The 20,119-nt window shown below is 72.9% G+C and carries 15 protein-coding genes and 1 tRNA gene; 13 read left to right on the top strand and 3 right to left on the bottom strand.

What is annotated here, in order from left to right; all coding sequences use genetic code 11:
• Positions 1-44 precede the first annotated feature (44 nt).
• The 11 genes from ACF068_RS19150 to ACF068_RS19100 all read left to right on the top strand — a co-directional run bounded on the left by ACF068_RS19150 (position 45) and on the right by ACF068_RS19100 (position 16,713).
• Complete coding sequence (locus ACF068_RS19150; RefSeq protein ID WP_003967428.1) at positions 45-398, top strand: STAS domain-containing protein; 354 nt, start codon at positions 45-47, stop codon at positions 396-398.
• Between the two features lie 329 nt (positions 399-727).
• Positions 728-1,186, top strand: a complete 459-nt coding sequence (locus ACF068_RS19145) for an ATP-binding protein (protein WP_392275428.1) — start codon at positions 728-730, stop codon at positions 1,184-1,186.
• Positions 1,187-1,433: 247 nt separating this feature from the next.
• Positions 1,434-3,824 (top strand): sodium-translocating pyrophosphatase, encoded by a 2,391-nt coding sequence (locus ACF068_RS19140; RefSeq protein WP_392275427.1) that lies wholly within the window; start codon positions 1,434-1,436, stop codon positions 3,822-3,824.
• A gap of 211 nt (positions 3,825-4,035) precedes the next feature.
• Positions 4,036-4,770 carry a small secreted protein gene (locus ACF068_RS19135; protein ID WP_392275426.1) on the top strand — a complete coding sequence of 245 codons (735 nt, stop codon included), beginning with the start codon at positions 4,036-4,038 and terminating at the stop codon, positions 4,768-4,770.
• Between the two features lie 79 nt (positions 4,771-4,849).
• Entirely contained in the window at positions 4,850-6,364 is a 1,515-nt protein-coding gene (locus ACF068_RS19130) for a methyltransferase (protein WP_392275425.1), read from the top strand.
• 419 nt (positions 6,365-6,783) lie between these two features.
• Positions 6,784-6,981: a hypothetical protein gene (locus tag ACF068_RS19125; protein ID WP_392275424.1), complete on the top strand. Its 198-nt coding sequence runs from the start codon at positions 6,784-6,786 to the stop codon at positions 6,979-6,981.
• A 282-nt stretch (positions 6,982-7,263) separates the two neighbouring features.
• Positions 7,264-10,149 carry a type I DNA topoisomerase gene (gene topA, locus ACF068_RS19120; RefSeq protein ID WP_392275423.1) on the top strand — a complete coding sequence of 962 codons (2,886 nt, stop codon included), beginning with the start codon at positions 7,264-7,266 and terminating at the stop codon, positions 10,147-10,149.
• Between the two features lie 320 nt (positions 10,150-10,469).
• Entirely contained in the window at positions 10,470-13,622 is a 3,153-nt protein-coding gene (tmk, locus tag ACF068_RS19115; RefSeq protein WP_392275422.1) for a dTMP kinase, read from the top strand.
• Between the two features lie 143 nt (positions 13,623-13,765).
• Positions 13,766-14,971: a DNA polymerase III subunit delta' gene (locus tag ACF068_RS19110; protein WP_392275421.1), complete on the top strand. Its 1,206-nt coding sequence runs from the start codon at positions 13,766-13,768 to the stop codon at positions 14,969-14,971.
• Positions 14,972-15,024: 53 nt separating this feature from the next.
• Positions 15,025-16,563 carry an alpha/beta hydrolase gene (locus ACF068_RS19105; RefSeq protein ID WP_392275420.1) on the top strand — a complete coding sequence of 513 codons (1,539 nt, stop codon included), beginning with the start codon at positions 15,025-15,027 and terminating at the stop codon, positions 16,561-16,563.
• Between the two features lie 76 nt (positions 16,564-16,639).
• Positions 16,640-16,713 (top strand) — tRNA-Thr (locus tag ACF068_RS19100).
• An 85-nt stretch (positions 16,714-16,798) separates the two neighbouring features.
• Here the strand turns inward: ACF068_RS19100 and ACF068_RS19095 are convergent.
• Positions 16,799-17,443 (bottom strand): vitamin K epoxide reductase family protein, encoded by a 645-nt coding sequence (locus tag ACF068_RS19095; protein ID WP_392275419.1) that lies wholly within the window; start codon positions 17,441-17,443, stop codon positions 16,799-16,801.
• 129 nt (positions 17,444-17,572) lie between these two features.
• Complete coding sequence (locus ACF068_RS19090) at positions 17,573-18,085, bottom strand: DUF5949 family protein (RefSeq protein ID WP_392275418.1); 513 nt, start codon at positions 18,083-18,085, stop codon at positions 17,573-17,575.
• 178 nt (positions 18,086-18,263) lie between these two features.
• Between ACF068_RS19090 and ACF068_RS19085 the strand changes: the two genes are divergently transcribed.
• The gene (locus tag ACF068_RS19085) at positions 18,264-18,674 is read left to right on the top strand and encodes a tyrosinase family oxidase copper chaperone (RefSeq protein ID WP_392275417.1); all 411 of its coding nucleotides are present in this window, start codon (positions 18,264-18,266) and stop codon (positions 18,672-18,674) included.
• Positions 18,658-19,524, top strand: coding sequence for a tyrosinase family protein (locus tag ACF068_RS19080; protein ID WP_392275416.1), 867 nt, complete (start codon positions 18,658-18,660; stop codon positions 19,522-19,524). Before ACF068_RS19085 ends, ACF068_RS19080 begins: the two co-directional genes overlap by 17 nt.
• 108 nt (positions 19,525-19,632) lie before the next feature.
• Here the strand turns inward: ACF068_RS19080 and ACF068_RS19075 are convergent, their stop codons facing one another.
• A complete protein-coding gene (locus ACF068_RS19075; RefSeq protein ID WP_392275415.1) occupies positions 19,633-19,905 on the bottom strand; it encodes a chaplin in 273 nt (90 codons plus the stop codon).
• Between the last annotated feature and the right edge of the window lie 214 nt (positions 19,906-20,119).

The following is a 20,119-nucleotide window of genomic DNA, read 5'->3' as shown; positions in this document are numbered from 1 at the left end:
GATTCCGAGGGGCGACCGCTCGATAGCAAGGTGCTGGAGGATCCGTGGACCTGTCCCTGTCGACTCGCAATGTGTCCGGCCCTGGTGGCGACCGAACGGTCGTCGAGGTCGGTGGCGAGATTGATGTGTATACCGCGCCCAAGCTGCGCGAGCAGTTGGTCGAGTTGGTGAACGACGGCAGCTACCACCTGGTCGTCGACATGGAGGGTGTGGACTTCCTCGACTCGACCGGCCTCGGCGTGCTGGTGGGCGGCCTGAAGCGCGTGCGCGCGCATGAGGGATCGCTGCGCCTGGTCTGCAACCAGGAGCGCATCCTCAAGATTTTCCGGATCACCGGTCTCACCAAGGTGTTCCCGATCCACACCACGGTCGACGAGGCCGTCGCGGCCACCGACTGAGTCGCCGCGCCGGCCCGGTTCTGCTCCGGGACCGACCCGTTCGGCCCAGTCGGCGCCGACCGGCTCCACCCGGCCGCGGTGCCCCACCCGGGCCTCGGGTCCGGGCTTCGGTCAGGGTCGCCGGTCCGGTCCGGCCCGGTTCGGTCACCGACACCGGCCGGGGCTCCCCCGGGCCCCGGTGGGCCGTCCGGCCCGGCCGACGCCGGGAGACCGGGCGGGGGCCGCGGTCGGCCGGGTGCTCCGGCGGACCGGAGGATTCCGGAGGAAGAGCAGGGTGCCGGGCGCCGGCCCGGCCCTGAAAGGCAGCTCGCACGTCCGAGGGGGACCGCATGGCCATCGTTGAACTCCGCTTCAGCGCCCAGCCCGAGCATGTCAGGACCGCCCGTCTGGTGGCGGCCGCCGTGGCGCGCCGGGCCGGGGTCGACGAAGCCGTGCTGGACGAGGTCCGGCTCGCCGTCGGCGAGGCCTGCTCCCGTGCCGTCGGACTGCACCGGAGCAACGACGTTTCCTCCCCGATCCGGGTCGTGCTGAACGAGGAGGAGAAGACGTTCTCCATCGAGGTCGGTGACGAGGTCCCGGGCGCCGGGGTCGCCGCCGCCGACGCCGCCGGGGTGCCGGGAAGCCGTGAGGGCGCTCCGGTCGAGGAGTTCGACGACGCCGAGGGCGAGGACGAGATGGGCCTCGCCGTGATCACCGGGCTCGTCGACGATGTCGAGGTGTCGGCCGGGGAGGCGGGTGGCGTCATCCGGATGACGTGGCCGACGAACCCCGCCCCGCTGCTGCCCTGACCCCGCCACCGGCGAAATGAGAGGCCCTGCTGAGCAGGGCCTCTTTCCTTTTCCTAGATCAACGCGCCGAGCGGCAATGGGCTAAAGTCATTACTGCTTTCGAGTGGATTTAGTGCACCGTGCATTTGCCGACCGGCAAGCGAAGGTCAATTGTGTTCTACGGCGCTCTGTTTTGATCAGGTTCTGCTCCCTACAATCCGTCCACGTCTTGAGCTGTCGTGAGCTCTTCTGACGTCAAGGAGGACGAATGGCGGGGCTCTTCCATACACAAGTGTCCGACCACCCGACTTCTCTCGCGGCCGCGGTCCTCACCGATGACAACCGGATCATCGTGGCCGTCATCGCGGCCGTGGCCCTGGCCGCCCTGATCGTCGCCCAGCTGCTCGTACGCCAGGTACTGGCGGCCGGTGAGGGCACCACCGCGATGAAGAAGATCGCGGCAGCCGTCCAGGAAGGCGCCAACGCCTATCTGGCCCGGCAACTGCGCACGCTCGGAATCTTCGCGGTCGTCGTGTTCTTCCTGCTCCTGCTGCTGCCCGCGGACAACTGGTCGCAGCGCGCCGGACGATCATTGTTCTTCCTGGTGGGTGCCCTTTTCTCGGCGGTCACCGGATACATCGGCATGCGGCTGGCCGTCAGGGCCAATGTGCGGGTCGCGGCGGCCGCGCGGGAGGCCACTCCGGCTCCCGGAGAACCGCAGAAGGACCTGACGACCGTCTCCCACAAAGCAATGAAGATCGCTTTCCGGACGGGCGGCGTGGTCGGCATGTTCACGGTGGGCCTCGGCCTGCTCGGCGCCTCCTGCGTCGTCCTCGTGTACGCCGCCGACGCCCCCAAGGTGCTCGAGGGCTTCGGACTCGGCGCCGCGCTCATCGCGATGTTCATGCGTGTCGGCGGCGGCATCTTCACCAAGGCCGCCGACGTCGGCGCCGACCTCGTCGGCAAGGTGGAGCAGGGCATCCCCGAGGACGACCCGCGCAACGCCGCCACCATCGCCGACAACGTCGGGGACAACGTCGGCGACTGCGCCGGCATGGCCGCCGACCTCTTCGAGTCCTACGCCGTGACCCTGGTCGCCGCGCTCATCCTCGGCAAGGCGGCGTTCGGGGACCTCGGTCTCGTCTTCCCCCTGATCGTGCCGGCGATCGGCGTGGTCACCGCGATGATCGGCATCTTCGCGGTCGCCCCGCGGCGCGCCGACCGCAGCGGGATGTCGGCGATCAACCGGGGGTTCTTCATTTCCGCGGTGATCTCGCTCGCCCTGGTCGCCGTCGCGGTCTTCGCCTACCTGCCCTCCTCGTACGCCTCCCTCGAAGGCGTCACCGAGGCCGCCATCACGTCCCACGGCGGCGATCCCCGCGTCCTGGCGCTGGTGGCGGTGGCCATCGGCATCGTGCTGGCCGCCCTGATCCAGCAACTGACCGGCTACTTCACGGAGACCACCCGCCGCCCGGTCCGGGACATCGGGAAGTCCTCGCTGACCGGTCCCGCCACGGTCATCCTCGCCGGCATCTCCATCGGCCTGGAGTCCGCCGTCTACACCGCGCTGCTCATCGGCCTCTCGGTGTACGGGGCGTTCCTGCTCGGCGGCACCTCGATCACGCTGGCGCTGTTCGCCGTCGCCCTGGCGGGCACCGGCCTGCTCACCACGGTCGGCGTGATCGTCGCCATGGACACCTTCGGCCCGGTCTCGGACAACGCCCAGGGCATCGCCGAGATGTCCGGTGACGTCGAGGGCGCCGGCGCCCAGGTCCTCACCGACCTCGACGCCGTCGGCAACACCACCAAGGCGATCACCAAGGGCATCGCCATCGCCACGGCCGTCCTGGCGGCGGCCGCGCTCTTCGGCTCGTACCGGGACGCCATCGCCACCGCCGTGCGGGACGTGGGGGCCAGGGCCGGCGAGATGAACCTGAGCATGGACATCTCCCAGCCCAACAACCTGGTCGGACTGATCCTCGGGGCCGCGGTCGTCTTCCTCTTCTCCGGGCTGGCGATCAACGCGGTGTCGCGGTCGGCCGGAGCGGTGGTCTACGAGGTGCGCCGGCAGTTCCGCGAGCACCCCGGGATCATGGACTACAGCGAGAAACCGGAGTACGGGCGCGTCGTCGACATCTGTACCAAGGACGCCCTGCGCGAACTGGCCACGCCCGGCCTGCTCGCCGTCATGGCGCCCATCGCCGTCGGCTTCACGTTCGGGGTGGGCGCTCTCGGGTCGTATCTCGCCGGCGCCATCGGCACCGGCACCCTGATGGCCGTCTTCCTCGCCAACTCCGGCGGCGCCTGGGACAACGCCAAGAAGCTCGTCGAGGACGGCCACCACGGCGGCAAGGGCAGCGAGGCGCACGCCGCGACGGTCATCGGCGACACGGTCGGCGACCCGTTCAAGGACACCGCCGGACCGGCCATCAACCCCTTGCTCAAGGTGATGAACCTGGTCGCGCTGCTGATCGCCCCCGCGGTGGTCCAGTTCAGTTACGGCGACGACGCCAGCGCCGCGGTGCGGGCGGTCGTGGCGACGCTCTCGATCGTCGTCATCATCGGCGCGGTCTACGTGTCCAAGCGCCGCACGGTCGCCATGGGCGACGAGGACGACAACGACACCGGGCGGGTACCCAGCAAGGCGGCGACCCTGTAACACCCGGTCACCGGGCGGGCGGGCGGGGTGCGGTGACGCCCCGTCCGCCCGTCCGCCCCTCCGTCCGGCGGTCCCGATCACCCCGCCGGTGACCCTTCTCTCTCCTGATGCAAATGGTTGTAAAAGCGTACGAAGCGGTCAGACGGCATGCGAAAGTCGCCCACTTGGCGTGTATGTTCCGGGGCCGAGAGCCTTGGAAGGGACCGATCCGGTGAACAAGAAGCTTGCGGCCGCACTGTCCGGCGGTGCGGTACTGGTGCTCGCACTGTCGGGATGCAGCGACGACGAAGGCGGCGACAACAAGGTGGACGCCTGGGCCAAGAAGGTGTGCGACCAGGCCCAGCCGCAGATCCAGAAGCGGGCCAACGCCCAGCAGACCATCATCTCGACGGCCGCCGACGGCAAGCCCGCCGACATCCAGGCCGCCGACTCGAAGGCCTTCCAGGACATCGCCGACGCGGACAAGGCGCTCGCCAAGGCGGTGCAGGGCGCCGGCGTACCGCCCGTGGACAACGGCGAGAAGCTCCAACAGGACGCCGTCAAGGAACTCAACGCCACGGCCGCGGCGTACGAGGGGCTCAAGAAGCAGGTCGACGCGCTGGACCCGAAGAACCAGCAGAAGTTCGCCGACGGCCTCCAGAGCGTCGCCGAGGGTCTGAAGAAGATCGAGAAGATGGACCAGGACGCGCTGGCCAAGCTCCAGTCGGGCCAGCTCGGCCAGGCGATGGCCAAGCAGCCCGGCTGCCGCCGCGCCGAGGCGTCGGTGTCGCCGGCCGTCCCGCCCGCCAAGCCGGGCCCGGAGGCCTCCGCTTCGGCGGACGAGGCGTCCACCCCGTCCGCCGGCAAGGCCTCCGCGTCCGCCGCGGGCAAGGCCTCCGCGTCCGCCGCGGGCAAGGCGTCCGCTCCGGCGCCCGCCTCGGCGTCGGCGGGCCCGACCTCCGGCTGAGCCACCGGGCGGCCCGGTTCCCGTGGTCTCGGGGCCGGGCCGCGCGTCGAATGTCAGTGGCGGCGGTCACAATGGGCGGGTGAGTACGACCAGTCTTACCGCCAGCCTCCCGGTGCCCGACCGCGCCGACCGCCTCCGCGACGCCCTGCTCGCCGCCGACTTCACCGCCGACGGCCTGCTCGAACTGCTCGGCGCCCCCGCCTACGCCGCGCTCGCCCGCAGCGAGACGGTCCCCGCCCTGCGCGCCACCCGCGCGGACGGACCGCTCGCCACCCTCGTGCGCCTGTTCCTCCTCCAGCAGCCCGTGCCGCGCGACGGGGCGCGTGCCGTGCTGCCCCTGGACGAGGCGCTCGCCGACGGCTGGGTGGTGGACGAGGGCGGCGAGGTCCGCGCCACGGTCGACGTCCGGCCGTACGGCGGCCCGGAGGGACAGGACTGGTTCATCGTCTCCGACCTGGGCTGCGCCGTCGGCGGCGCGGGCGGGGCGAGCGGTCACGGCGAGGGTGTCGTCCTCGGTGTGGGCGGCGCCTCCACCACGCTCGCCGGCATCACCGTCCGTACGCCCGTCGCCTCCGCCCTCGACCTCGGCACCGGCTCCGGCATCCAGGCCCTGCACGCCGCCCAGCACGCCACCCGGGTGACGGCGACGGACCTCAACCCTCGGGCGCTGGAGTTCACCCGGCTCACCCTGGCGCTGTCCGGGGCCCCGGAGGCGGACCTGCGCACGGGCTCGCTGTTCGAGCCGGTGGAGTCGGAGACGTACGACCTGATCGTCTCCAACCCGCCGTTCGTGATCTCTCCCGGCGCCCGGCTGACCTACCGGGACGGCGGGATGGGCGGGGACGACCTGTGCCGGTCGCTCGTCCAGCGGGCGGGGGAGCGGCTGAACGAGGGCGGGTTCGCCCAGTTCCTCGCCAACTGGCAGCACGTGGAGGGCGAGGACTGGCAGGAGCGGCTGCGCTCCTGGGTCCCGCGCGGCTGCGACGCCTGGATCGTCCAGCGCGAGGTGCAGGACGTCACGCAGTACGCCGAGTTGTGGCTGCGGGACGCCGGGGACCACCGCGACGACCCCGAGCGGTACGCGCAGCGGTACGAGGCGTGGCTGGACGAGTTCGAGCAGCGCAAGACCAGGGCGGTCGGCTTCGGCTGGATCACGCTCCGCAAGTCGGGGGCCGAGGAGCCGTCCATCGTCGTCGAGGAGTGGCCGCACCCGGTCGAGCAGCCGCTCGGCGAGGCGGTACGGGCGCACTTCGCGCGCCAGGACTACCTGCGGTCGCGGGACGACGCGGCGCTGCTCGCCGACCACTTCGTCCTGGCGCCCGAGGTGATGCAGGAGCAGGTCGGGCTGCCGGGCGCGGAGGACCCGGAGCACGTGGTGCTCCGGCAGAACCGCGGCATGCGTCGCGCCACCAAGGTGGACGCGGTGGGCGCGGGCTTCGCGGGCGTGTGTGACGGGACGCTCAGCGCGGGGCGGATCCTGGACGCCATCGCCCAGCTCATGGGCGAGGACCCGGTGATGCTGCGGGACCGGACGCCGCAGGCGATCCGGCTGCTGGTGGAGGAGGGGTTCCTGGAGCCGGCGGCGGAGGCGTGACCCGGGGGACGTGAAACCGGCCAACATCGGCGCCGCCGGGCCGGCGGAGCCGCCGGCCGTTCCGCACCGGTGCGAAGCCGTGCCGTACGCGGGCGCAGCCATCCCCCTGTGCGGAGCCGTGTCCGGCGGCCGGCGGAAGGTGGCCCTCCTCTACATCGACGCCACCGCCCTGGGCGCCCGGCCCGCCCCGCCCCGCCCCGGCCCGTCGTGCCACCCGGACCCTCGGCCCCGGGCGCCCCGCCCCGCACCCCGCACCCCGCACCCCGGAACCCGCGCGCCGCCCTCCCGGCGCCGCGCGGGTGAACCCCCGGCGCGTCGCCCGCGTCGTTCACCCGCAATTCGCGCTCCCGACGCCGGGAGGTGTCAGCCTCGGCCCCGGGGCAACCAGGGGATCATCCACGAGGGAACGGGGTACGGCCATGGAGAGCGGACCGGCCATCTTCGCCGGCACGGCGTTCACGCTGTTCGGCGCGGGACTGCTGCTGTGGACCGGGACACGTGCGCTGCACCGTGCTCCGGTCGCGCACGGGGTGGCCCCGGGGGCGGCGATCACGTTCGCCACCTCGATGGGAGCGGCCTTCGTGATCCTCGGCATGTGGTGCTTCGGCCGCACCTGAGCCCGGGGCGGAACGAGGGGCTCCGAGACCTGAGGGGAGTCCGGGCGGCAGGAATGCCCGGACTCGGGTTACCGTTCGAGTGGCCGTTGCGGTCTTTTGCCGTTTGACACGGGGGCGGGTTGTACCGTCACACTCCGCAGCGACAGCAGCGACAGCAGCGACAGCAGCGTCAGCAGCGTCAGAGCACAGCGCCACGCAGTGCGCAGTGCGCCAGGAGTGCTCGTGGTGGGATCACACCGCGCGGCACGCGCCACCGAGCGTCGACCGGAGAGAAGAGCGAAGTTGTCCCCGACCAGCGAGACCGCACAGGGCGGCCGCCGACTCGTCATCGTCGAGTCGCCTGCCAAGGCGAAGACGATCAAGGGCTACCTCGGCCCCGGATACGTCGTCGAGGCGAGCGTCGGGCACATCCGCGACCTCCCCAACGGCGCCGCCGAGGTGCCCGAGAAGTACACCGGTGAGGTACGCCGCCTCGGGGTGGACGTCGAGCACGACTTCCAGCCCATCTACGTCGTCAACGCCGACAAGAAGGCCCAGGTCAGGAAGCTCAAGGAGCAGCTGGCCGAGTCCGACGAACTCTTCCTCGCCACCGATGAGGACCGCGAGGGCGAGGCCATCGCCTGGCACCTGCTGGAAGTCCTGAAGCCCAAGGTCCCGGTCCACCGGATGGTGTTCCACGAGATCACCAAGGACGCGATCCGGGCCGCCGTCGCCAACCCGCGCGAGCTGAACAAGCGGATGGTCGACGCCCAGGAGACCCGCCGCATCCTCGACCGCCTCTACGGCTACGAGGTCTCGCCGGTCCTGTGGAAGAAGGTCATGCCCCGGCTGTCCGCCGGCCGTGTGCAGTCCGTCGCCACCCGCCTCGTCGTCGAGCGGGAGCGCGAGCGCATCGCGTTCCGCTCCGCCGAGTACTGGGACCTGACCGGCACCTTTGCCACCGGCCGCACCGGTGACGCCTCCGACCCGTCGACCATCGCCGCCCGCCTCGCCGCGGTCGACGGACGCCGTGTCGCCCAGGGCCGCGACTTCGGCCCCGACGGCCGGCTCAAGGCGTCCTCCGGCCAGGTCCTGCACCTGGACGAGACCAACGCCCGCGCCCTGGCCGCCGCGCTCGCCGACACGTCGTTCAGCGTCCGCTCCGTCGAGTCGAAGCCGTACCGCCGCTCCCCGTACGCGCCCTTCCGCACCACCACCCTCCAGCAGGAGGCCAGCCGCAAGCTCGGCTTCGGTGCCAAGGCGACCATGCAGATCGCGCAGAAGCTGTACGAGAACGGCTTCATCACGTACATGCGTACGGACTCGACGATCCTGTCCGACACCGCCGTCGCGGCCGCCCGGGCCCAGGTCACGCAGCTCTACGGCGCCGACTACCTGCCCGACGCGCCGCGCGTCTACGCCGGGAAGGTCAAGAACGCGCAGGAGGCGCACGAGGCGATCCGCCCCTCGGGTGATCGTTTCCGCACGCCCGCCGAGACCGGCCTGACCGGTGACCAGTTCCGGCTGTACGAACTGATCTGGAAGCGGACCGTCGCCTCCCAGATGAAGGACGCCGTCGGCAACTCCGTCACCGTCAAGATCGGCGGCCGGGCGAGCGACGGCCGGGACGCCGAGTTCACCGCGTCCGGAAAGACGATCACCTTCCACGGCTTCATGAAGGCGTACGTCGAGGGCGCCGACGACCCGAACGCCGAGCTCGACGACCGCGAGCGCCGGCTGCCGCAGGTCGCCCAGGGCGACCCGCTGTCCGCCGGGGAGATCACCGCGGACGGCCACGCCACCAAGCCGCCGGCCCGCTACACCGAGGCCTCGCTGGTCAAGGAGCTGGAAGAGCGCGAGATCGGCCGCCCGTCGACGTACGCGTCGATCATCGGCACGATCCTCGACCGCGGCTACGTCTTCAAGAAGGGCACGGCCCTCGTCCCGTCCTTCCTGTCCTTCGCCGTCGTCAACCTGCTGGAGAAGCACTTCGGCCGGCTCGTCGACTACGACTTCACGGCCAGGATGGAGGACGACCTCGACCGCATCGCCCGCGGCGAGGCCCAGGCCGTGCCGTGGCTGAAGCGTTTCTACTTCGGCGAGGGCGACGGCGCCGCCAGTGCCGCCGCCGAGGCCGGCAACGGTGACGGCGACCACCTCGGCGGCCTGAAGGAGCTGGTCACGGACCTGGGCGCGATCGACGCCCGGGAGATCTCCTCCTTCCCCGTCGGCAACGGCATCGTGCTGCGCGTGGGCCGCTACGGGCCGTACATCGAGCGCGGCGAGAAGGACGCGGAGGGCCACCAGCGCGCCGACGTGCCGGAGGAGCTGGCGCCCGACGAGCTGTCGGTCGAGCTCGCCGAGGAGCTGCTGGCCAAGCCGAGCGGCGACTTCGAACTGGGCACGGACCCGGCGACCGGTCACCAGATCGTCGCCAAGGACGGCCGCTACGGCCCGTACGTCACGGAGATCCTCCCCGAGGGCACCCCGAAGACCGGCAAGAACGCGGTCAAGCCGCGTACCGCCTCCCTCTTCAAGTCGATGTCCCTGGACACGGTGACGCTGGAGGACGCGCTGCGTCTGATGTCGCTGCCGCGCGTGGTGGGCACCGACGCCGAGGGCGTCGAGATCACCGCCCAGAACGGCCGCTACGGCCCGTACCTGAAGAAGGGCACGGACTCGCGGTCGCTGGAGAACGAGGAGCAGCTCTTCTCCATCACGCTGGAGGAGGCCCTGGCGATCTACGCCCAGCCCAAGCAGCGTGGCCGCGCCGCCGCCAAGCCGCCGCTGAAGGAGCTGGGCACCGACCCGGTCAGCGAGCGCCCGGTGGTCGTCAAGGACGGCCGCTTCGGCCCGTACGTCACGGACGGCGAGACGAACGCGACGCTGCGGACCGGCGACAGCGTGGAGACGATCACGCCGGAGCGCGGGTACGAGCTGCTGGCGGAGAAGCGGGCGAAGGCTCCGGCGAAGAAGACCGCCAAGAAGGCGGCGGCCAAGAAGGCGCCGGCGAAGAAGACCGCCGCCAAGAAGACGACGACCGCCAAGAAGACGGCCGCGAAGACGACGGCGGCCAAGAAGACGGCCGCGAAGACGACGGCGGCCAAGAAGACCACCGCCAAGAAGACCACGGCGAAGAAGGCGACGGCGAAGACCGCCGCGTCGTCCGAGGCCCCGTCCGAGGACTGACCCCGCCCGGGGAGCCCGCCCCGGGACCCCGTCCCGGGACCGGTCCGCCGCCCGGGCCCACGGCCCGCCCCGGGACCGGTCCGCCGCCCGGGCCCACGGCCCGCCCCGCCCGTGTCGCGCACCCGCGCGGCGCGGGCGGTCCGCTGTCCAGCCCGGGCCCGGAGCCTGGCGCCGGAACGCAGGCCCCCGGGCGCACGCCCCCGGCGGGCGGTCCGGTCCGGACGGGCGGTCCGGGAGGGACGCGGGGCCGGCGGTGGGGGCGCTGTGGTTCGTCCGGGTGGGGACGACTGGGTGCCGGTCCGTCCGGATAGGCTGATGGGATGACGCGAGCCGAGCAGCCAACGGTCTTGAGCCCCACCTCAGACTCCGACGCCGCACTTGCCGCGGACTCCCGCGAGCGTGCCGTACGGGCCCTGTTGCGCACCCCGCCGCTGAGGCGGTTGTGGAGCGCGCAGCTCGTCGGCGGGATCGGCGACGCCCTCGCCCTGCTCGTCCTGGTGCTGCTGGCCCTCCAGGCCGCGGTCGCCGAGGGGGCCTTCGGCGGCGGGTACCGGGGCGCGGCCTTCGCGGTCGCCGCGGTGTTCGGGGCGCGGATCCTGTCCACGCTCCTGTTCGGCGCCGTCCTGCTCGGGCCGCTGACCACGCTCACCGCCCCCCAGGGCCCCCTGGACCGCCGCTGGACCATGGTCGGTGCCGACGGCGTTCGGGTCGCGCTGCTGGTCATCGCCCCGCTGTGGCTCGACTGGACGCCCGGCAAGGCACTGGCGTTCCTGCTGGGCACGGTCTTCCTGACCGGGGTCGCCGAGCGGTTCTGGACCGTCGCCAAGGAAGGCGCGGCCCCCGCCCTGCTGCCCGCCCCGCCCCCGGAGGGCGCCGCCGTCAGGCCCCTGCCCGACCAGTTGGACGCCCTGCGGCGGCTGTCGCTGCGTACGGGCTTCGCCGCCGTCCCCGGAGCCGCCGCCGCCCTCCTCGTCGCCACCCTCGTCGGCAACCTGCTGGGCACCGGCATCGACTGGTTCTCCATCCACCAGGCCGCCCTCGGCTCGTACGTGGCGGCCGGACTGTTCGCCGCGTCCGTCTCCGTCCTGTACTTCCTGGAACTGCCCGACACGCAGACCCCGCGCCCGCGCTCCCCGCTGGAGGGCCTCCGCCGCCCCTCGACCGGGAACGGCGTCGACAAGGGCCGCACGGGAGCCATACCGCTGCTCGTGCTCGCCTGCGCCGCCGTCGCCGGAGCCGTCGCGTCCGCCGCCTCGGTGGCCGCGCTGCACGCCACGGACCTGGGTGGCGGCCCGGTCGCCTTCGCGCTCCTCGTCCTGGCCCTGACCGGGGGCACCGGCCTGGGCATCCGGCGCGGCCCGTCCGTGCTGCCCGCCCTCTCCCGCCGCCGCCTGCTGGCACTGGCCACCGCCGTCACGGGCGTGGCACTGCTGGCGCTGGGGCTGGTGCCCGACACGGCGACCGTGCTGTTCCTCGCGCTCGGCGCCGGCTTCGCCGCCGGAGTCGCCGCCAACACCGGGCACACCCTGCTCGACCAGGAGACGGAGGAGTACCGGCGGCCGCGGCTGACCGAGCACCTCCACGCAGTCGTCCGTGTCTCCATCGCGCTCGGCGCGCTCGCCGCCCCGCTGCTGGCGGCCGCCATCGGCCCGCACCGGCTCGCCGGCGGCGACTTCGTCTTCGCGCACGGCGGCGCCGCCTTCACCCTGATGCTGGTCGGCGCCCTGCTGCTGCCCGTCGCCGCCCTGGTGCTCGCCAAGACCGACGACCGCTCCGGCGTGCCGCTGCGCCGCGACCTCCGGGACGCGCTGCGCGGCGCCGACCCGGCGCAGGCCCCCGCCGCCACCGGTTTCTTCATCGCCCTGGAGGGCGGCGACGGCGCCGGCAAGTCCACGCAGGTGGAGGCGCTGGCCGAGTGGATCCGCGCCAAGGGCCACGAGGTGGTCGTCACGCGCGAGCCCGGCGCGACCCCGATCGGCAAGCGCCTGCGCTCGATCCTCCTCGACGTCTCCAGCGCCGGGCTGTCCAACCGCGCGGAGGCGCTGCTGTACGCCGCCGACCGGGCCGAGCACGTCGACTCGCTGGTCCGCCCGGCCCTGGAGCGCGGCGCGATCGTCATCTCCGACCGGTACATCGACTCCTCCGTGGCCTACCAGGGCGCGGGCCGCGACCTGTCGCCCACCGAGATCGCCCGCATCTCGCGCTGGGCGACCGGCGGCCTCGTACCGCACCTCACCGTCCTGCTGGACGTCTCGCCCGAGACCGCGCGGGAGCGGTTCACCGAGGCGCCGGACCGGCTGGAGTCGGAGCCGGCGGAGTTCCACCGGCGCGTACGGGCCGGATTCCTCGCCCTCGCGGCGGCGGACCCGGGCCGCTACCTGGTGGTGGACGCGGGCCAGGAGCCCGAGGCCGTCACCACCGTCGTACGCCACCGTCTCGACCAGATGCTGCCGCTCTCCGAGGCCGAGGTGAAGGCCATGGAGGCCGCCCGCAAGGCGGCCGAGGAGGAGGCCCGGCGCAAGGCCGAGGAGGAGGCGGCCCGCAAGGCGGAGGAGGAGCGCCTGGAGCGCGAGCGCCAGGAACAGCTCGCCAAACTGCGGGCCGAGGAGGAGGAGCGCAAGCGCCGCGAGGAGGAAGAGGCGCGCCAGCGCGAGGCCGAGCGGCAGGCCGAGGAGGCCAGGCTCCGGGCGGAGGAGGCCCGCCGGCTCGCCGAGGAGGAGCGGCGGCGCCGCGAGGCCGAGGAGAAGGCCCGCCGCGAGGAACAGGAGCGGCTGCGGCAGCTCAAGGAGGAGCAGGAGCGGCTGCGGGCCGAGGCCGAGGCCCGGCGCCTGGAGAAGCAGCGCAAGGCCGAGGAGGCCCTGCTGCGTGCCGAGGAGGCGCGACGGCTCGCCGAGGAGGCGGCCGCGGCGTCGGCGGCAGCGGCGGCCGCCACGTCCGCCATGGAGACGACGGTGCCGACGCCGGTCGTGCGCCCGGACCAGGAGACCCAGGAGGTCCCGGTGCCGCGCGTCAACATGCGCAAGGACGACGAGGAGACGACCCTCCTCCCGCCCGTCCGCGGCACGGACCGCGCCGACGACGAGACGACCGTCCTCCGCCCGGTGCGCGACTCCGGCCCGGCCGGACACGACGGCCCGGCCGCCGACGAGACGGCCGTCCTCCCGCCCGTCCGGGACACCGGAGCCACCGGTCCGGCCGGTCCCGCCGACGAGACGGCCGTCCTCCCGCCCGTCCGGGACGAGGGGGCCGCCGACCGCGTGCCGCCCGGCTACTTCCGGGACGAGCGGCCCGGCAGGCCGGCCGGCGAGCGCACCCGGGAGCTGCCGCAGATCGACGAGCAGGGCAAGCCCCGGCGCCGCTCGGACTGGGCCGAGGAGACCCCGCTGGACGACCTGCCCACGCTCGCGGACGAGCTGCTGGGCCCGCACGACGAGGACGAGGGCCACGGCGGCGGACGCCCCCGCCGCCGCTGACCCGATACGCGATACGCCCGGCTCGGCCCGCCCGTACCGACGGGCGGCCGGCACCGGGCCGCCGGTCACAGGGCGGGCGTCCGTTGTCGGACCCCTGCCCCACAATGGGAAGCCGATCGACACCCGCAGGAAGGCGGTGACCCATGCCCGTGTGGGACGACCTGGTCGGCCAGGACCGTGTCCAGGAGCAGCTGCGCTCCGCCGCCCGGGACGCCGACGCGCTCGTCACCGCCGACGCGGCCGGCACCGCCTCGCCCGACGCGTCCACGATGACCCACGCGTGGCTGTTCACCGGCCCGCCCGGCTCGGGGCGCACCACCGCCGCCCGCGCCTTCGCCGCCGCGCTCCAGTGCGTCAGCCCCGACCGCGCGCTCGGCGGCGAGCCGGGCTGTGGGTTCTGCGACGGCTGCCACACGGCGCTGGTCGGCACGCACGCCGACGTGTCCACGGTCGCCGCCGTCGGCACCCAGATCCTGGTCGACGACATGCGCGACACGGTCCGCAAGTCGTTCACCTCGCCCGCGAACGGCCGCTGGCAGGTCATCCTCGTCGAGGACGCCGAGCGGCTGAACGAGAAGTCCGCCAACGCCGTTCTGAAAGCGGTGGAGGAGCCCGCTCCCCGCACGGTGTGGCTGCTGTGCGCGCCCTCCGTCGAGGACGTCCTGCCCACCATCCGCTCCCGCTGCCGCCACCTCACCTTGCGCACACCGCCGGTCGATGCCGTCGCCGACGTCCTCGTCCGCCGTGACGGCATCGAGCCGGAGGCCGCGTACGCCGCCGCCCGCGCCACCCAGGGCCACATCGACCACGCCCGTCGCCTCGCCACCGACGAGAGGGCGAGGGCCCGCCGGGCCACCGTCCTGAAGCTCCCGCTCCGGGTGGACGACATCGGCGGCTGCCTCAAGGCCGCCCAGGAGCTGGTCGACGCGGCGGCCGAGGACGCCAAGGAGGTCGCCGAGGGCACCGACGTCAAGGAGACCGAGGAGCTGAAGGCAGCGCTGGGCGGCACCCCCGGTGGCCGGATGCCGCGCGGCACGGCCGGAGCGATGAAGGACCTGGAGGACAAGCAGAAGCGGCGCCGCACCCGTACCCAGCGCGACAGCCTGGACCTGGCCCTCGGCGAGCTGACGAGCTTCTACCGCGACGTGCTCGCGCTCCAGCTCGGCTCCGGCACGGCGCTGGCCAACGTGGACGTGCGGGACGCCCTGGACCGGGTCGCCCGCGAGTCCACGCCCGAGCGGACCCTGCGCCGGATCGAGGCGGTGCTGGCCTGCCGCGACGCCATGGACCGCAACGTGGCGCCGCTGCTGGCGGTGGAGGCCATGACCATGGCCCTGCGCGCGGGGTAACCCACACGGGTAGTCGTGGGCACGAAGCGTGAACGGACGGATACCCTCCGGACATGGACTCCAGCCGCCTCCTCCGTACGACCGCCGTCACCGTCTCGCTCGCCGGGCTGCTCCTGGCCGGCTGCACGGAAGGCGGTTCGGTACCGGCCGCCTCCGCCCAGGCCTCGGCCTCCGTCGCCACGACCGAGCAGCTCAAGGCGTTCTACGGCCAGCGGCTGTCCTGGCGCGCGTGCGGCGTGCCCGGCTTCGAGTGCGCCACGCTCAAGGTCCCGCTGGACTACGCCGAGCCGGACGGCGAGCAGATCAAGCTCGCCGTCTCCCGGATCAAAGCCACCGGGCCCGGCAAGCGCCTCGGCTCCCTGCTGGTCAACCCGGGCGGCCCCGGCGGCTCGGCGGTCGGCTACCTCCAGGGGTACGCGGGCGTCGGGTACCCCGCCCCGGTCCGGGCCCGCTACGACATGGTCGCCGTCGACCCCCGCGGCGTGGCCCGCAGCGAACCCGTCCGGTGCCTCGACGGGCCGCGGATGGACGCGTACACCCAGGTGGACCAGACCCCCGACGACGACCGTGAGAAAACCCTCCTCGCCGACTCCTTCAAGGACTTCGCGGCCGGCTGCCAGAAGCGCTCCGGCCGGATCCTGCCGCACGTCTCCACCGTCGAGTCGGCCCGCGACATGGACATCCTCCGCGCGGTGCTGGGCGACGCGCGGCTGACGTACGTCGGCGCGTCCTACGGCACGTTCCTCGGAGCCACTTACGCCGAGCTGTTCCCCTCCCGCACCGGCCGGCTCGTCCTGGACGGGGCGATGGACCCGTCCCTGCCGACCGCCGAGCTGAACCGCGACCAGACGGCCGGCTTCGAGACGGCCTTCCGGTCCTTCGCCGCCGACTGCGTCGAGCAGCCCGACTGCCCCCTGGGCAACGGGTCGCCCACCGCCGCGGCCACCCGCCTCAAGGCGTTCTTCGCCACCCTCGACCAGCACCCCGTCCCGACCGGCGAGAGCCGCGAACTCGGCGAGGCCCTGGCCACCACGGGCGTGATCGCCGCCATGTACGACGAGTCCGCCTGGCCGCAGCTTCGCGAGGCGCTCACCCGCGCGATGGGCGGCGAGGGCTCCGCGCTGCTGGCCCTGGCCGACAGCTACTACGAGCGCGAGGACGACGGCACGTACTCGAACCTGATGTACGCCAACGCCGCCGTGAACTGCCTCGACCAGCCGCCGGCCTTCACCGGCCCCGCCGAGGCCGCCGCGGCCGTCCCGTCCTTCGAGAAGGCGTCCCCGGTCTTCGGCAAGGGCCTGGCCTGGGCGTCGCTGAACTGCGCCTACTGGCCCACCAAGGCCACCGGCGCCGCCCACCGCATCCAGGCGGACGGTGCCCCGCCGATCCTGGTCGTCGGCACCACCCGCGACCCGGCCACCCCCTACAAGTGGGCCCGGTCCCTCGCCGCCCAGCTCTCCTCCGGCACCCTGCTCACCTACGAGGGCGACGGCCACACCGCCTACGGCCGGGGCAGCGACTGCGTCGACACCGCGATCAACACCTACCTCCTCGACGGCACGGTCCCGCCGGCCGGCAAGCGCTGCCGCTGAGGCGTGTGCGAGGCACCCCCCGGACCTGTGTAGACTTGTCCCCGCTGCTGCACCCTCCAGGGGGAACGCACGGCATGCCGCCTTAGCTCAGTTGGCCAGAGCAACGCACTCGTAATGCGTAGGTCTCGGGTTCGAATCCCGAAGGCGGCTCCGCAGAAGGCCAGGTCACTGACAAGTGACCTGGCCTTTTCGGTTGCCTGCCCCGACCGGGACCGGCCGCGGACGCGGTGTGTGCTCAGCCGGTCCAGAAGTCCCACCAGCGGGTGAGGACCAGCATGCCGATGATCCCGATGTGCAGGACGGGCAGGACCCAGGTGAACTCGTCGAGGAACGTGCGCACCGGGCGGGGGGCGGGCAGCAGGCCCGCGCGGACGTTGTGCGAGGTGACGTACCAGAACATGGTGAGGGTGGCGGCCCAGGCCAGCGAGCACCACAGGCACAGCGCGTTGATCTCGTACAGCGACTGGTACATCAGCCACATGCAGAAGCCGGTGCCGAACAGCGTCCCGGCGTTCAGGCCCAGCCAGTACCAGCGCCGGTGGCGGGCGCCGGCCAGCAGCCCGGCGCCGATGGCGACGACCATGCCGTAGGCGACCAGGCCCAGCATCGGGTTGGGGAAGCCGAAGACCGAGGCCTGCTCGCTCTTCATGATGCTGCCGCACGACACGACCGGGTTCAGGCTGCACCCCGGGGTGAAGTCCGGGTCCTGAAGCAGCTTGAACTTGTCCAGCGTGATCACCCACGCCGCCAGCAGTCCCGCCGCCCCCGTGACCACCAGCATCCACGCGAACGCCCGCCCCGCCCCCACGGACGTCGTCACCTGCGCGGCTTCCCCGCTCCGGACGGGGGACGCCTCGTCCTTCACTCGCGTCATCGTCATGGCGGCGACGTTACACGCCGAATCCTTTCGTCGCGGTTTTCCCCGTTTTCTTCCCCGGAAAGAGGGAAGGGCCCCGGCGGAGGTCAACGGACCGGCCACCGGGGCCCATTCACCGGCCCGCGCCGACCGTCAGGTGCGGACCCGGCGCACGGGCAGCAGGCAGTGGGCGGCCTGCGCGATCATCTCCTCGTCCGCGAGGAACGCCCTCAACCGCTCCTCGCTGACCGGCTTTCCCTGTACCGCCTCCGGCCACGGGCGCAGCGAGCAGATCAGGTACGCCGTGCCGCTCTCGTGGGCGGCCTTCTCCCACTCCGGGGGCACCGGGCACTGCACCCGCATGAACGGCAGGTTCAGCACGGCCTGTTCGGCCTCCACCAGCAGCGTGATCGGGATCCGCGTCTCGCGGGCGAGGTCCGTCACCTTGTCGCCGATCGACAGGCCGATCCTCTCCAGCTCGCCGCGCAGCGCCTCCGCCCCGGCCTCGGGACCGTCGCGGCCGTCCCCCAGGGAGTACACCATCAGGAAGGGCGTGACGGGGGCGTCGGACTCGGGCTCGGGCTCATTGGCCCAGGGGATGACGATGAGGGTGCCCAGGGGGGATTCCTGCTGCCCCGGCGTTGCGGCGGTCGTGGAAGAGGTCATGCAGCCGGATGGTAGTGGTGCCTTGTAGGGCCTTTGGGTGCATTCCCACCTGTTCAGCCGAAATGCCGGGGCGGTGATTCACCTGCCCGGGTAATGGATGCGGTGACGCCCTCCGGAACGGTTCGCGAGCGGCGTCGTTTGTCCCGGGGGGAGCCACGACGAGCAGGGAGCCCGATCGATGAGCGTCGCACAGCCGCTGTCCCGTCTCCTTCCACACCGGCGCGCCGTCCTGCGCGCGCTGTTCGCCCTCACCGTCACCGCCTTCACCGGCGGGGCGCTCGCCCACGTCGCCACCACGCCCAGGACCGGCACGGACCCGGACCGGCGCCCCACGGGCGGGTTCGACGAGATGTACCGGGGCCGGCGCCTCCAGGGCCGCCCCGCCCCACCGGACGCCCGCGGCGCCCGGTTCGACGTACGGATCGACGGGCGGCCCCTGCACCTGATGCGCTGCGCCGGCGGCGGCTACGTGACGCCCGTCGACCACTACCAGGCGTACCCCACGGCCCTCGAGGCCGCCCGCGCCGCCGTGGACGAACTGGGCTCCGCCCGACTGGCCCTGGGAGGACACCATGGCGTACGTGCGTAAGAATCAGCGCGACCTGAGCCCCGCCGAGCGGCGGAAGTTCGTCGCTGCCGTACTGGAGCTGAAGCGCGCCGGACGGTACGACGACTTCGTACGGACGCACATCGCGTACTACACCGCCGACGGCGACGACGGCCTGCGGGTCGCGCACATGGCCCCCTCCTTCCTGCCCTGGCACCGCCAGTACCTGCTGGAGTTCGAGCGGGCCCTGCGCGAGGTCGACCCGACGGTGACGGTCCCCTACTGGGACTGGACCCGCGACAACACCCCGGCGGCCTCCCTGTGGGGCGAGGACTTCATGGGTGGCGACGGACGCAAGGGCGACCGCCAGGTGATGACGGGCCCCTTCGCCTACGCCCGGGGGAACTGGCCGATCACGGCCGGTGTGACCGAAAGCCCGTTCCTGACCCGCAACTTCGGCAACCCGGCCGCTCCCATCGGCCTGCCGACCGCGCGGGAGCTCGCCCGGGCGGCCGAGGAGACCGTCTACGACTCGGCCCCGTGGGACTCCACCAGCCGCACCGGCTTCCGCAACGCGCTGGAGGGCTGGACCCGGGAGAGCGGCAACGGGCGCTGGCGCAACCACAACCGCGTCCACCGCTGGGTCGGCGGGCTGATGCTCGGCGGCGCGTCGGTCAACGACCCGGTGTTCTGGCTCCACCACTCCTTCATCGACCTGCTCTGGTCGCGCTGGCAGAGCAGGAACCCGCGGGCCGGCTACCTGCCCGCCACTCCGCCCCCGCCCGGCTCGGCCCAGTACCGGCGGGTCGTCGCCCGGCACGAGCCGATGCCCCCGTTCAAGGTCACCCCCGCCGACGTCGCCGACCACCGCCACCTCTACCGCTTCGCCTGACGGACGGCGCGCGGGGAACGGAACGGCCCCCCGGCCGGTGAGCCGGGGGGCCGTACGCGTCGGCGCCTGTCGTCACACACCGGTGGGCACCGGTGCGGGCGGGCGCGATCAGTGGCCGTAGCCGCCGTGACCCTTGTGGTCGTCGACGTTCGCGCACTGGTTGCCGAACGCCGGGTTCAGCAGGCCGATGATGTCGATGGTGTTGCCGCACAGGTTGACCGGGATGTGGATCGGAACCTGGACCGCGTTGCCGGAGATGACACCGGGGGACTCGACGGCAGCGGCGTCGGACCGTGCGTCGGCGACGGCCAGGCCGGTTCCGCTCAGGGCGACAGCGCCCGTGCCGACGATGACGGCGGCAGCCTTCGCGATGCGAGACATCAAAATCTCCTTGTACGTGGAAATCGGACCGCGGACCTGCGGTCGTCACTCCCCTACAACGGCGCTCGTCAGGCCGGGTAACGGCCGCGCCACTCCAACAGCCGGTCGTGGCACCGGGTTCGCCCTTTCGGACGCGTGCAGGGGACGGAAGAGGGACGTGCGGAGGAGGAACCGCGGGGGCGGGAGCGGGGGAGGAAGGACGGGCGGGGCCGGG

It is taken from the genome of Streptomyces sp. NPDC016309 (assembly GCF_043077235.1).
Taxonomy (GTDB): Bacteria; Actinomycetota; Actinomycetes; order Streptomycetales; family Streptomycetaceae; genus Streptomyces.
Note: the sequence above shows the minus strand (reverse complement) of the source record. Positions and strands in the feature narration are given on the sequence as shown.

Bases quoted from the DNA above. Each gene is read 5' to 3' on its own strand.
- ACF068_RS19145 (WP_392275428.1), top strand. From the start codon at position 728: ATGGCCATCGTTGAACTCCGCTTCAGCGCCCAGCCCGAGCATGTCAGG.
- ACF068_RS19140 (WP_392275427.1), top strand. From the start codon at position 1,434: ATGGCGGGGCTCTTCCATACACAAGTGTCCGACCACCCGACTTCTCTC.
- ACF068_RS19125 (WP_392275424.1), top strand. From the start codon at position 6,784: ATGGAGAGCGGACCGGCCATCTTCGCCGGCACGGCGTTCACGCTGTTC.
- tmk (WP_392275422.1), top strand. From the start codon at position 10,470: ATGACGCGAGCCGAGCAGCCAACGGTCTTGAGCCCCACCTCAGACTCC.
- ACF068_RS19110 (WP_392275421.1), top strand. From the start codon at position 13,766: ATGCCCGTGTGGGACGACCTGGTCGGCCAGGACCGTGTCCAGGAGCAG.
- ACF068_RS19105 (WP_392275420.1), top strand. From the start codon at position 15,025: ATGGACTCCAGCCGCCTCCTCCGTACGACCGCCGTCACCGTCTCGCTC.
- ACF068_RS19095 (WP_392275419.1), bottom strand. From the start codon at position 17,443: ATGACGATGACGCGAGTGAAGGACGAGGCGTCCCCCGTCCGGAGCGGG.
- ACF068_RS19090 (WP_392275418.1), bottom strand. From the start codon at position 18,085: ATGACCTCTTCCACGACCGCCGCAACGCCGGGGCAGCAGGAATCCCCC.
- ACF068_RS19085 (WP_392275417.1), top strand. From the start codon at position 18,264: ATGAGCGTCGCACAGCCGCTGTCCCGTCTCCTTCCACACCGGCGCGCC.
- ACF068_RS19080 (WP_392275416.1), top strand. From the start codon at position 18,658: ATGGCGTACGTGCGTAAGAATCAGCGCGACCTGAGCCCCGCCGAGCGG.
- ACF068_RS19075 (WP_392275415.1), bottom strand. From the start codon at position 19,905: ATGTCTCGCATCGCGAAGGCTGCCGCCGTCATCGTCGGCACGGGCGCT.